At 55.0% G+C, this 12,207-nt stretch carries 12 protein-coding genes; 7 read left to right on the top strand and 5 right to left on the bottom strand.

Annotated features, from left to right (window positions below; translation table 11 throughout):
• Nucleotides 1-25 precede the first annotated feature (25 nt).
• From hslO to igaA, 4 genes are all read right to left on the bottom strand, one after another.
• Nucleotides 26-904 (bottom strand): Hsp33 family molecular chaperone HslO, encoded by an 879-nt coding sequence (gene hslO / locus ACLJR2_RS03765; protein WP_024134183.1) that lies wholly within the window; start codon nt 902-904, stop codon nt 26-28.
• Nucleotides 905-928: 24 nt separating this feature from the next.
• Nucleotides 929-1,330 carry a ribosome-associated heat shock protein Hsp15 gene (hslR, locus tag ACLJR2_RS03760; protein ID WP_000660721.1) on the bottom strand — a complete coding sequence of 134 codons (402 nt, stop codon included), beginning with the start codon at nt 1,328-1,330 and terminating at the stop codon, nt 929-931.
• Nucleotides 1,331-1,340: 10 nt separating this feature from the next.
• Nucleotides 1,341-2,009, bottom strand: coding sequence for a GMP/IMP nucleotidase (gene yrfG, locus ACLJR2_RS03755; RefSeq protein ID WP_001520508.1), 669 nt, complete (start codon nt 2,007-2,009; stop codon nt 1,341-1,343).
• Nucleotides 2,010-2,073: 64 nt separating this feature from the next.
• Entirely contained in the window at nt 2,074-4,206 is a 2,133-nt protein-coding gene (igaA, locus tag ACLJR2_RS03750; protein WP_000104092.1) for an intracellular growth attenuator protein IgaA, read from the bottom strand.
• A 322-nt stretch (nt 4,207-4,528) separates the two neighbouring features.
• Here igaA and nudE point away from each other — a divergent pair, with 322 nt between their 5' ends.
• A complete protein-coding gene (gene nudE, locus ACLJR2_RS03745; protein WP_000045725.1) occupies nt 4,529-5,092 on the top strand; it encodes an ADP compounds hydrolase NudE in 564 nt (187 codons plus the stop codon).
• A gap of 95 nt (nt 5,093-5,187) precedes the next feature.
• Here the strand turns inward: nudE and mrcA are convergent, their stop codons facing one another.
• Nucleotides 5,188-7,740, bottom strand: a complete 2,553-nt coding sequence (mrcA, locus tag ACLJR2_RS03740) for a peptidoglycan glycosyltransferase/peptidoglycan DD-transpeptidase MrcA (RefSeq protein WP_000673819.1) — start codon at nt 7,738-7,740, stop codon at nt 5,188-5,190.
• A 120-nt stretch (nt 7,741-7,860) separates the two neighbouring features.
• Between mrcA and ACLJR2_RS03735 the strand changes: the two genes are divergently transcribed.
• From ACLJR2_RS03735 to aroK, 6 genes are all read left to right on the top strand, one after another.
• A complete protein-coding gene (locus ACLJR2_RS03735; protein WP_000874748.1) occupies nt 7,861-8,640 on the top strand; it encodes a hypothetical protein in 780 nt (259 codons plus the stop codon).
• Nucleotides 8,640-9,179 carry a PilN domain-containing protein gene (locus ACLJR2_RS03730; protein ID WP_000951392.1) on the top strand — a complete coding sequence of 180 codons (540 nt, stop codon included), beginning with the start codon at nt 8,640-8,642 and terminating at the stop codon, nt 9,177-9,179. The genes ACLJR2_RS03735 and ACLJR2_RS03730 overlap by 1 nt, the downstream gene beginning before the upstream one ends.
• Nucleotides 9,163-9,636 (top strand): hypothetical protein, encoded by a 474-nt coding sequence (locus ACLJR2_RS03725; RefSeq protein ID WP_000992489.1) that lies wholly within the window; start codon nt 9,163-9,165, stop codon nt 9,634-9,636. Before ACLJR2_RS03730 ends, ACLJR2_RS03725 begins: the two co-directional genes overlap by 17 nt.
• Nucleotides 9,626-10,027, top strand: coding sequence for a HofP DNA utilization family protein (locus tag ACLJR2_RS03720; RefSeq protein ID WP_000648114.1), 402 nt, complete (start codon nt 9,626-9,628; stop codon nt 10,025-10,027). Before ACLJR2_RS03725 ends, ACLJR2_RS03720 begins: the two co-directional genes overlap by 11 nt.
• Nucleotides 9,942-11,180, top strand: coding sequence for a DNA uptake porin HofQ (hofQ, locus tag ACLJR2_RS03715; protein ID WP_000832803.1), 1,239 nt, complete (start codon nt 9,942-9,944; stop codon nt 11,178-11,180). The genes ACLJR2_RS03720 and hofQ overlap by 86 nt, the downstream gene beginning before the upstream one ends.
• A gap of 464 nt (nt 11,181-11,644) precedes the next feature.
• The gene (gene aroK, locus ACLJR2_RS03710) at nt 11,645-12,166 is read left to right on the top strand and encodes a shikimate kinase AroK (RefSeq protein WP_000818621.1); all 522 of its coding nucleotides are present in this window, start codon (nt 11,645-11,647) and stop codon (nt 12,164-12,166) included.
• Nucleotides 12,167-12,207: the final 41 nt, after the last annotated feature.

Raw genomic sequence — 12,207 nt, 5'->3', positions numbered from 1 at the left:
AATGATGTTGTCGACTGAAAGGCGATTAATGAACCTGTGGATCGGCAGGAGAGGCGTTGTTACGGATCTCCGCGATATCCATCGCATTGAACAGGTAATGATTGCCGCAGTAATCGCAGTGCATATCGATTTCACCTTCTTCCGCCAGAATGCTGTCCACTTCTTCATCCGGCAATGTTTTCAGCGCGCCCGCGCAACGTTCGCGTGAACAGGTGCATTTGAATTCAACATCTTGCGGATCGTAGAGCGTGACTTCTTCTTCGTGATACAAACGCCACAGCACGTCATTTGCCGGTAACGTCAGCAGCTCTTCGCTTTTAATGGTTTCCGTCAACATAGCCAGATGGTCGAAATCCTCCGCCTGCGCGTTCTGTGCCGGCATCACCTGAAGCAACATTCCACCTGCCGCCGGTTTACCGTCGACATCGCCGGTACGGATAAACAGGCGCGTCGGCAACTGCTCGGAGCGCAGGAAGTAATCTTCCAGGCACGCCGCCAGAGTATCGCCTTCCAGACCCACCACGCCCTGATAGCGTTCACCCTCTTCCGGCGTAATGGTGATCACCAGATAGCCGTTGCCAACCAGCGTTTTGAGATCCGCATTGTCAGGGATATCGCCCTGAACGCGAGCCACGCCGCGCATCTGCTGCTGATTATTGCCATTGATCACCGCCAGGCTTAACGGCCCGTCGCCCTGGAGCTGTACCGTAATGTCACCGGCAAACTTCAGCGTCGCGGTCAGCAGGCTAGTGGCGACCAGCAGTTCGGCCAGTACGGTTTTCACCGGCTGCGGGTAGGTATGATTGTTGAGGATCTGTTGCAAGGTTTCCGAAACGGTCACCAGCTCGCCGCGAACGGCAAAGTTTTCAAACAGATAACGATGTAATTGGTCATGTTGCGGCATAATCATCTCTCTTGCGGGTGACAGTTATTCGCTGTCGCCGTGTTTAAATCGTAACAGGTCGCGGCGCTCTTTCTTGTCCGGTCGCCTGTCCGGATGCGGCATGGTCAGGGCGTTAAGCTTGCGCGCCTGCGCCATTTTTTCGCGTTTTTCCACGCTTTCCGCCGTCTCTTCATACAGAGCGACGGCTTCGCTGGCCGGACGGCGCTGTTCGGTGATGGCTTTAACGATCACCGTCCGTTCGTCATTTCCCTGACGCAGGGTAAGGGTTGCGTTCAGCTCGACGATTTTGCTCGGCTTACTGCGCTGGCCGTTGTAATGCACCTTACCGCCTTCAATCATCTCGCGGGCCAGCGCGCGGGTTTTATAAAAACGCGCGGCCCACAGCCATTTATCCAGTCTGACCTCAACGGAGGACTTTTCTTTCATGGCGTCTCCTTCACATCAGCGAGGGGATCAGACGGCGGTAGTCGTTCAGGGACGGATGGCGCGTATAGTGCTTTTCCGCCAGGCCGGAATCGGGATTCGTCACGCCAAGACAGTAGCGAATACCAAACCGGGCGGCGGCGTCGAGAATCGGTTCGCTGTCATCGATAAACAGCGTTTTCTCTGCGCTTATTCCCGTTTCCTCAGTGACAGCGCGCCATAACCGCTGATCCTCTTTGGGATAACCAAATGTGTGGGTGGAAAGTAATAAATCAAGGTGTGAGGCCAGACCGGTATGCTCCAGCTTCACCGCCAGGTTATGTGGATGCGCATTGGTGAGCAGAATCCGACGTTTTCCGCTGGCTTTTAACGCATTCAGAAACGGTACGGTATCGTCGCGCAAAACGGCGCGCGGCCCTTGCGCCGTCGTCATGGCGCAAATATCCAGACCCAGACGCTCGCTCCAGTAATCCAGACAGTACCAGTTTAGCGTATGCTGTACGGCATGATACTGCTGACGAATATATTCCTGCGCGTCCTGCGGCGAAATACCCTGCTGCGCGCCGTAGGTTTCCGGTACCAGCTTTTGCCAGAAATAGTTATCGAACGCGAGATCGAGCAGCGTGCCGTCCATATCCAGCAAAACGGTATCCACGTTTTGCCAGTCAATATCAATATGCATGGGGAACTCCAGGGTAACGCAATTTGCGCGACAGGGTAGCATACCCTGTCGCACGGCGGCGCTATCAGATGAGATTTTCCGGAGAGACGGTTAACCTGGGATTGAGGCAGCTTTCATAGTATTCCTGGATGTCCGCCATACGGGTACGGTGGCGTTGATAACGCCTGAACGCCTGAATGCCGTTGTAGACCGCGCTCACTATCATTGCCAGCATCAGCAGCGTGGTGCCGAGGTAACGCCACCAGCCGGATTTATCGGGGATACGATGCAGGCTGATATGCTGCGTACCGTTGGCATCGGTATACACGCTGGTGACAATGCCCTCGGCGCTAAATGGCGTCTGCATGAGTGTTTGCGCCAGACGCTGGAAGGCGCTCCACTGTTCCTGCGCGGGATAGTCATACAGCGGCGTTGACGGCCAGGCCTGATCAACCAGTTCGCTGCCTTCATCGCTGGCGATCAGGAATCCGCCGGGAGCGGGGCTATTCAGCGACTGGGCGGCACGCGCGGTCTCGCGAGAAATAAACGGCGCCGTTGAGGTCGTGACCAGATTTTCCAGCGACTCTGCGCTTACGGGGCGTAGCAGCACGTTGACGCCGTCCAGTTTGCCGGCGTTCGCGCGTTTCACCAGCGCGTTCCAGTCCTTACTGTTACCGAGATTAACCAGCGCATTTTTCAGACGCACGCACTCGTCTTCCGCCGCGCACAAATCAGCAGTTTTCAGAACAATATCGCCAAAGTCATCTAATAATACCATGCCCGATTTTTGGATCGCGGAGCGTAAAGATGCGCTGACGCGCGAGTCGTCTTCGGGTTTTGGATGGAGCTGACGATTTACCGCCTGGCTTAGCGCCATCGCTTTATTCACCAGGTCTGATTCCGGCAGCGGTAGCGCAGGCGCGTCATTCCAGATGATTTGCGAGCAATCGAACGGCATAAACGGTGAGTTAGACTGGCCGCTCCAGGTCGCGCCGGAATGAATATTACACATTCCTTTACCGCTCAGGTGCAGCGTATCGCCCACCCGCACGCCAGCTTTTTCAAGCTGTTTTACCGTTGTCGCTTCAATGGTTTGCGCGCCTTTCATCCACGATAGCGTGAACTTGATTGGCATATCCAGCGGGATCCAGAACAGCAGCATAAACAACACCAGCAGCGAACCGATAGCAATAACAGTGCTGCGTAACCAGTGCTGCAACGGGAAGTTTTTCACTTCATCATGCAGGGATAAAAACCGGCCCTGGCGGGCGACATGGCGATCAAGGTAAATATCAATATCCGTTTGTTGCCCAAGATCCTGCGTAATGTAGGGTTGCCAGTGGGCAGGGTAAATAAGGTCGATGATGCCCAGGGATATATTGTTAATCTGCTCCTGATTATTCTCCCCAAACAGTCCCCAGCGGCGGGGCGTTCCCCGCAGACAGTGAATTTCCCGCAGCGCGCTTTTCGACGGCGGCGCGAAAAGCCCCCAAAGTCCGGCTGCCAGCAGCAGGATAGCGCCGCCTATCATCCACGGTACAAAAACGTCTGGCGTTATCAGACAGAAAAAGAATAACAAAAAGGAGGCGACGATTAACAACGCTTCGCGCAAGCCAGCCGGGCGGCTGAGCGCATATTCTTCGTGGGTCTCCTGACGGATATTCAACAGCTCAATCTGCTCGCTCTCTTCGCCGCGAATCGACGCCTGCGTAGAGGCCGTATTCTGTAGCGCGTAGCCGCGCGACTCCTGCATATACTCTTGCAGCGTATGGCCGTTTAAAGAGATCACCAGCGGCAGCGTATCCGTGAGGATCAGCTCAACGTTGTTTTCATCATTGATGTACTGTTCCCAGAAAGGCGGCAGATGGACTTCGACGGAGTCGAGGTAGTAGCGCCATTTATTAGGATCGTCAGTGGTAATGCCGTAGCGGGTGATGGAGTGGGTCAGTATCACGACACTGTTGCTTTCCGCGTTCAGCGTCAGCGAGATGGGCGCAGCACTGGCGCCTGTCGGCCCCGGAACTTGCTGGATCTGGCTAAGGTTATCGAGATAGTTTTCTACCGCGCTGCGCTCTTCGGGCAACAGTTTACGCGTTTGCGCGTCCTGAAAGGCGCTGATCCACGGTAAGCTTCCTCGTCTGGACTTTACCCGGAACCGCCATATTGCCAGTAGAGAGCAGGCCAGCAAAGCAGCTATAAAAATCAGAATGGTGCTCATGCTTTCCCCATCTTACTAAGTCTGTCAGGCGTGGTCAGTCGCACCCTGTCCAATAAACATTTTTCTGTGGTTGGCTATCGGCAAGCGTGGAGTTGAACTTGAGCATTGTAAAGCGCATCCCAGTGAAGGCAAATCATAGCAATACCACCAAAAACGGAATATCAGCAAATTCCTGGAGTTATTTCAACCTATTGACTTTTAATTTGAAATAAGAATTAATTTTTATTACGTTACATAAATGTAAATAAACGGCAATTCGCATTGCCGAAACCGTGCGGTATGTCGCACAATGACCACAGATTACACTGCAAAGATTCTCACAATGAGCAAATCATTACAAAAACCCACCATTCTGAAAGTGGAAACCGTCGCACAATCCCGACTGTTTAACGTAGAAAGCGTGGATCTGGAGTTCAGCAACGGCGTGCGTCGCGTGTATGAACGTATGCGACCATCAACCCGTGAGGCGGTAATGATTGTGCCGATCGTTGATGAGCATCTGATTCTTATTCGTGAGTATGCGGTGGGAACCGAATCCTATGAGCTGGGCTTCTCGAAAGGATTGATCGACCCGGGCGAGACCGTTTTTGAAGCGGCGAACCGGGAGCTCAAAGAAGAGGTCGGGTTTGGCGCGCATAACCTGACCTTCTTAAAAAAACTCAGCATGGCGCCCTCTTATTTTTCCAGCAAAATGAATATCGTGGTGGCGGAAGATCTCTATCCGGAGTCGCTGGAAGGCGACGAGCCTGAGCCATTGCCGCAGGTACGCTGGCCGCTGGCGCATTTAATGGATCTGCTGGAAGACCCCGATTTTAACGAGGCCCGCAACGTCAGCGCGCTGTTTCTGGTACGCGAGTGGTTGAAAGCGCAGGGCCGAATTGCCTGATGGCGCGGCGTTGATCAAGCTAACGGAAAGTTTGTCTCCCCGTTCGCCGTCATCCGCTAAACACAATAAAAAAGGCGCCGGAGCGCCTTTTTTGATCAGAACAGTTCGTGTGTTTCACCATTATCAATAATGGTAGTTCCCACCTCGTGTACCGCCTGTTGTGTCGGCTGCGTGCCTTCGATGAAATACTCTTCACGGCTGTTACCGCCGCTCGCCAGTTGTCCGGTACTGCGGTCGATATTCACCGTGACGATGCCCGGCGGCGGCGTTAGCGGCTGTTCCGGCACGCCTTCCAGCACGGCTTTCATATAGGCGTCCCATGCAGGTTGCGCGCTCTTCGCGCCGCCCTCATAGCCGGAGATTTGATCTTTGATCGCGCCGGAAGCGGTAGTGCGGCCTAAATCACGGCGGTGATCGTCAAAGCCGATCCATACGGAAGTGACGACGCCAGGACCATAGCCGGAGAACCATGCGTCTTTCGAGCTGTTGGTCGTACCGGTTTTGCCGCCGATATCGCGACGTTTAAGGTCGCGCGCCGCACGCCAGCCGGTACCCATCCAGCCGGGTTCGCCGAAGATATTGGTGTTCAGCGCGCTTTTGATCAGAAACGCCAGCGGCGTATTGATCACATGCGGCGCGTACTCCTGCGTGCCGTTTTGCGCGACCAGCGCCTGGTTTGCCTGTTCCAGCTCAGGCATCGGTACGGCGCTGTTTTGCTGCTCTTGCGAAACCGCGACCTCTTCCACATTGGTGTTTTCCAGCACGTCGGATTTCTGCGTATTGCCGTAAATGACCGGGATATCGCACTCCGGGCAGGCGATTTTCGGTTTCGCTTCGAAGATCACGCCGCCCTGATCGTTCTCAATCTTGCTGATGAAATACGGATCGATCAGGAAACCGCCGTTCGCCATCACCGCATAACCGCGCGCAACCTGCATCGGCGTGAAGGAGGCGGAGCCCAGCGCCAGCGATTCGGTATGCACGATATTCTGCGCCGGGAAGCCGAAGCGTTGCAGATACTCCGCCGCATAGTCGACGCCCATGGCGCGCATGGCGCGTACCATCACCACGTTTTTCGACTGCCCCAGCCCCTGGCGTAAACGAATCGGTCCGGCGTACTGCGGCGGGGAGTTTTTCGGACGCCAGTCTGAACCTGCCCCGGCGTCCCAGCGGGAAATCGGCACATCGTTGAGCATACTGGCGAGCGTCAGCCCTTTATCCATTGCGGCGGTGTAGAGGAACGGTTTGATGTTCGACCCCACCTGACGCAAAGCTTGCGTCGCGCGGTTAAATTTACTCTGATTAAAATCGAAACCGCCGACCAGCGCCAGTACCGCGCCTGTTTGCGGGTTAAGCGAAACCAGCGCGGAGTTCACTTCCGGTACCTGCGCCAGCCACCAGTCGTTATCCACCTGACGAACCCAGATTTGCTGACCTGTCTGGACGACATCGGTAACTTTACGCGGCGTCGGCCCCTGCTGTGTATCCGAGCGGTAAGGCCGCGCCCAACGCATTCCTTCCATATGTAGCGAAACGGACGTACCGTCGGCAAGCGCAGCGGTCGCCTCTTGCGGATTAGCGCTGGTGACCACGGCGGGAAGCAGCGGTCCGTAGGTCGGCAACGCTTTCAACGTATCGGTAATTTTTTTACTGTCCCACGCCGTTTCGCCCACTTTCCATAGCACATTCGCCGGGCCGCGATAACCGTGGCGCATGTCATAGTCCAGCACGTTATTACGCACCGCCTGTTGCGCGGCCTGCTGCACTTTGCGGGTGATGGTCGTGTAAATACGATAACCATCTTCATAGGCGCTTTCGCCATAACGGTTATACATTTCCTGGCGCACCATTTCCGACAGATAAGGCGCGGAGAAGGCGATTTCCGGCGCGTGATAATTTGCGTCGATAGGTTCGCTACGGGCCTGATCGTACTGCGCCTGAGTGATATATCCCTCGCTTAACATTCGCGAAAGCACTACGTTACGGCGCGCCACCGCCCGATCCATCGAGTAGAGCGGGTTAAAGGTAGAAGGCGCTTTAGGTAGCCCGGCGATGACCGCCATTTCGCTTAGACTAAGCTGGTCGACCGTCTTACCAAAGTAGACCTGTGCCGCCGCGCCAACGCCATAGGCGCGGTAGCCGAGATAGATCTTGTTCAGATAGAGTTCGAGGATCTCATTTTTATTCAGCAACTGCTCAATACGAATCGCCAGAAACGCTTCCTTGATCTTGCGCATCAGCGTGCGTTCGGGGCTAAGGAAGAAGTTTCGCGCCAGTTGCTGGGTAATGGTACTTGCTCCCTGCGATGCGTGACCGGAGAAGAGCGCGACGCTGGCCGCACGGAAAATACCTACCGGGTCAATGCCGTGATGCTCATAAAATCGGCTATCTTCGGTGGCGATAAAGGCGTTGATCATTTCCGGCGGAATTTGATCGAGCGTAACGGGAATACGACGTTTTTCGCCATATTGCGCGATAAGTTCGCCATCCGCGCTGTAAACCTGCATCGGAATTTGCAAACGCACATCTTTCAATGTCGCGACGTCAGGTAGCTGCGGCTCAATATAGCGATAAAGGCCATAAATCGAGCCTGCTCCCAGCAGGATGCAACATACTGCAAGGATCAATAAATACTTTACGAACTTCACTGGAGATTTCCCATTTAGTGTCATTTGGGCAGTTTATAAACAAACGCGCGGTAGTATAAAGGCAAGCCAGACGCATTGATATACCCGTTAACGCGACGGGTGATAAGGAGATCGACCGTTATGGCTTTTAAAACCTGGCAAATAGGATTGCATATTCAGCAGCATGAAGCGCTGGCCATCGCCGTTATTCGCGGCGCATCGGGCTGGTCCCTGCAACGTTGGTGGCGACTGCCGCTGATGAACGCCTCCACGGCAGAGGGTACGATTCCTGACCCGCAATCGCTGGCTCACGTACTGCGACCCTGGAGCCGTGAGCTGCCGCTACGTCACCGTATTTATCTCTCTTTTCCCGCAAATCGGACATTGCAACGCGCTTTTCCACATCCGCCGATGCGTCTGCGGGAACGTGAGCAAGTCGCATGGCTTTCACAAACGATGGCGCGTGAGCTGGATATGGATCCGGACTTATTGCGTTTCGACTTTCAGGACGATGCGCTAAGCCCTGCGTTCAACGTTACCGCCGTGCAAAGCAAAGAAATTTCAGAGCTGTTAACGCTGGCGCAAACGCTCAATGTACGCATCGCTGCTGTAACGCCCGATGCCTGCGCGTTACAGCGCTTGTTGCCGTTTATACCTTCGGGGCGGCAATGTCTGGTCTGGCGCGATGAGAGCCAGTGGCTGTGGGCGACGCGCTATGCGTGGGGGCGTAAATCGGCGCGCGAGGCGACGACGCTGCATGACCTTGCCGCGACGTTATCCGTCGTGCCGGAACATATTTCGTTATGCGCCGAAGGCGAATTCGACCCCTGGCGCGCCGTTACCGTCCGCCAACCGCCGGTTCCGCCGGACGGTTATCGCTTTGCGATTGCGCTGGGTTTAGCCATGGGGGAGATACGCTGATGGCGCATTCTGTCAATTTGCTCCCCTGGCGGCGCCAACATTACGTAGCGCGTCTGCGGCTGTGGTGCGTGGTATGGGGCGCGTCCCTGCTGCTGATAGCAAGCCTCGCGACGATCGCCCGGTTGGTTTTTTGGCAGGAGGGGAGGATTAATGAACTGCTACTGACGGCGGAAAACGGACGCACGACGGCGCTTGCGGCGAACATACCGCAGTTGCAGCAGCGTCAGCGACAGCAACAGGCGCGATTACAACGTCAGGCGCAGCGTGAACTGACGCAAGCCTGGCAATCTATCTTGACTGACCTTGCCAACCTGTTGCCAGAACAGGCATGGCTGACAAGCCTCAATTATCAGCAAGAGACGCTAGAGCTGGAAGGGCTGGTGAGAACGTTTGACGCCCTGCTTACGCTTGAAACATCGCTTCGTCACTATGTCAGTTTTCCGCTAAACCGCACGGGCGCCACACGGCAGGATGCGCAAGGGCGCTGGCAGTTCCATTATCAGTTAACGAGGAGCGCCGCCCGTGAACGCGCTCTTTGATATCTGGTACGGGATGTCGCGCCGTGGTCGGGTTTTCGGTTGGTGTGCAGGCGTGCTGTGCCTGACGCTGACGGTTGCGTTATCTGTGGGCTATCCCGGCTGGAAGACGCTGGATACGCAACATGCGCGGTTAAGCCAGCAGCGCGAGGCCGCCCGGCAACAGTGGCGTCATCTGCGCCGTCTGAGCGTCGCGGCTGAACCGCTTTTCGGGGGCACCGTTGAAAATCCGCGTCCTTTTTCGCCGTTAGATTTCCAGGCGCCTCCCCTGCGTTTGCTGCACTGGCAGCCATCGGCGCAGGGGGGAGAAATGGCGCTGAAAACGTCCTGGGATGCGGTGCCGTCGCTGTTTGTCCGGTTGGCCGAAAGCGAGATGAGCGTAAGTCGGTTTTCATTGCGTAGAGAGGGGGCGGAATTATTGATGACGCTGCAACTGGAGCGCCTGGCGAATGAAGGCTAGCCGCGGTGTATTGCTCTGTTTTTGTTTGCTGACGTTGACGGGAATGCGCGATCCCTTCCGCCCGCCGGAAGATCGCTGCCGGATAGCGGAACTCTCGCAGTGGCGGTATCAGGGCGCGGTGCGTAAAGGCGAGCGATGGACAGGCATTCTTAAAGACAGTCAGCAAAAATGGCGACGAGTGGAAGAAGGGCAGACGCTGGAAAACGGTTGGACGATTGTCCGCCTGACGGCGGAAGCCTTAACGTTAACGACCGGTGAAAATTGTGCGCCGCCGCAGTGGCGGTGGCTACGTCAGGGAGCGGACAATGAAGCGATGGATAGCCATAATACTGATAGCCTTGATGCCCGCCGCGCAGGCGGGAAAAGCGGCGAAAGTGACGCTGGTGGTTGACGACGTCCCTGTGGTGCAGGTTTTGCAGACTTTAGCCGAACAGGAGCGGCAGAATCTGGTGGTGTCGCCGGACGTCAGTGGGACATTATCGCTACATCTGACGGATGTGCCGTGGAAACAGGCGCTACAGACGGTGGTCAATAGCGCGGGGCTGGTGCTGCGTCAGGAGGGGAATATTCTCCATGTTCATTCACAGGCCTGGCAGAAAGAACACAGTGCGCGGCAGGATGCCGAGCGGTTAAGGCTTCAGGCTAATTTACCGCTGGAAAACCGCAGCATTAGCCTGCAATACGCCGATGCCGCCGAACTGGCGAAAGCGGGCGAGAAACTCCTGAGCGCGAAGGGAACCATCATGGTAGATAAGCGCACCAACCGCCTGCTGTTGCGCGATAACCGCGCGGCCCTGGCGGAGCTGGAAAAATGGGTATCGCAAATGGATCTGCCGGTGGCGCAGGTGGAACTGGCGGCGCATATCGTCACCATTAACGAAAAGAGTCTACGGGAACTGGGCGTAAAGTGGACGCTGGCTGACGCGACGCAAGCGGGCGCGGTGGGTGACGTGACGACGCTTTCCAGTGATTTATCCGTCGCCGCCGCCACCTCACGCGTCGGGTTTAACATCGGGCGCATTAACGGACGCTTGCTGGATCTGGAGCTGTCAGCGCTGGAGCAAAAGCAGCAGTTGGATATTATCGCCAGCCCCCGGCTGCTGGCTTCGCATCTGCAGCCAGCCAGTATCAAGCAAGGCAGCGAAATTCCTTATCAGGTTTCCAGCGGCGAAAGCGGCGCGACCTCCGTGGAATTTAAAGAAGCGGTGCTGGGAATGGAGGTGACGCCCACCGTTTTGCAAAAAGGGCGCATCCGCCTGAAGTTACATATCAGCCAGAATGTCCCCGGTCAGGTACTACAACAGGCTGACGGCGAAGTGCTGGCGATAGATAAACAGGAAATTGAAACGCAGGTAGAGGTAAAAAGCGGCGAGACGCTGGCGCTGGGCGGTATTTTTTCGCGAAAAAATAAATCGGGTAGCGATAGCGTGCCACTGTTGGGGGATATTCCCTGGCTTGGTCAGCTCTTCCGCCATGACGGCAAAGAGGACGAGCGACGCGAATTAGTGGTGTTTATCACCCCCAGACTGGTGGCGACAGAATAATTTATGCATAAAAAAGCGCTGTTTTTGCACTGAACGCATCTGCGGGATTTGACGTGCGGATGTATTTAGCATACAAGGAGTACCGATTTGAGAGTCGTGCTTTTCGTTGCTTACGCATTGATTAATGCGCTTTGCCTTGCCTAAGGTGTGCATAAGACCGATGATAAACGGCTGAATGTCCGCTGATGCAGACGTATTGGTTCTGCGGATTGCGCACAATTGTTTGAAAGTAGAACAATTTGTAGGCCGGATATGTTGTTCTGGCCGCCATCCGGCAACGCTAACTCGGGTTTTGCAACAATCAGGCTTGGTGATTTATTCAGTTGCCAAACCCGCTTGAGTATTGAGATAATTTTCAGTCTGACTCTCGCAATATCTTATGAGGTTTCAGTTCATGTCCTGCTGCGCTGGGTGTCTGTGAAGCGGGTTTACCATTAACGAATAGTCTTAGTAGTACCGAAAAAATGGCAGAGAAACGCAATATCTTTCTGGTTGGGCCTATGGGTGCCGGAAAAAGCACTATTGGGCGCCAGTTAGCTCAACAACTCAATATGGAATTTTACGATTCTGATCAAGAGATTGAGAAACGAACCGGAGCTGATGTGGGCTGGGTCTTCGATGTTGAAGGTGAAGACGGCTTCCGTAATCGTGAAGAAAAAGTTATCAACGAATTGACGGAAAAACAGGGTATTGTGCTGGCAACCGGCGGTGGCTCTGTAAAATCGCGTGAAACGCGTAACCGTCTCTCCGCGCGTGGCGTCGTGGTCTACCTTGAAACGACCATCGAAAAACAACTAGCGCGCACGCAGCGTGATAAAAAACGCCCGCTGTTGCAGGTTGAAGCACCGCCTCGCGAAGTTCTGGAAGCGCTGGCTAACGAACGCAATCCGCTGTACGAAGAGATTGCCGACGTCACCATTCGCACCGACGATCAAAGCGCTAAGGTTGTGGCAAACCAGATTATTCATATGCTGGAAAGCAACTAATTCAAGCAGAATACGCTGGGTAAGCGGGCACAAGTAACTAA

The organism is Salmonella sp. SAL03688 (assembly GCF_046551895.1).
In the GTDB taxonomy this organism is placed as follows: Bacteria; Pseudomonadota; Gammaproteobacteria; order Enterobacterales; family Enterobacteriaceae; genus Salmonella; species Salmonella enterica.
This window is presented reverse-complemented; position numbering and strand designations above follow the sequence as displayed.

Excerpts from the sequence above, each read along its gene's own strand:
- hslO (WP_024134183.1), bottom strand. The coding sequence starts at position 904 with ATGCCGCAACATGACCAATTACATCGTTATCTGTTTGAAAACTTTGCC.
- igaA (WP_000104092.1), bottom strand. The coding sequence starts at position 4,206 with ATGAGCACCATTCTGATTTTTATAGCTGCTTTGCTGGCCTGCTCTCTA.
- ACLJR2_RS03730 (WP_000951392.1), top strand. The coding sequence starts at position 8,640 with ATGGCGCATTCTGTCAATTTGCTCCCCTGGCGGCGCCAACATTACGTA.
- ACLJR2_RS03735 (WP_000874748.1), top strand. The coding sequence starts at position 7,861 with ATGGCTTTTAAAACCTGGCAAATAGGATTGCATATTCAGCAGCATGAA.
- hofQ (WP_000832803.1), top strand. The coding sequence starts at position 9,942 with ATGAAGCGATGGATAGCCATAATACTGATAGCCTTGATGCCCGCCGCG.
- ACLJR2_RS03720 (WP_000648114.1), top strand. The coding sequence starts at position 9,626 with ATGAAGGCTAGCCGCGGTGTATTGCTCTGTTTTTGTTTGCTGACGTTG.
- nudE (WP_000045725.1), top strand. The coding sequence starts at position 4,529 with ATGAGCAAATCATTACAAAAACCCACCATTCTGAAAGTGGAAACCGTC.
- yrfG (WP_001520508.1), bottom strand. The coding sequence starts at position 2,009 with ATGCATATTGATATTGACTGGCAAAACGTGGATACCGTTTTGCTGGAT.
- hslR (WP_000660721.1), bottom strand. The coding sequence starts at position 1,330 with ATGAAAGAAAAGTCCTCCGTTGAGGTCAGACTGGATAAATGGCTGTGG.
- aroK (WP_000818621.1), top strand. The coding sequence starts at position 11,645 with ATGGCAGAGAAACGCAATATCTTTCTGGTTGGGCCTATGGGTGCCGGA.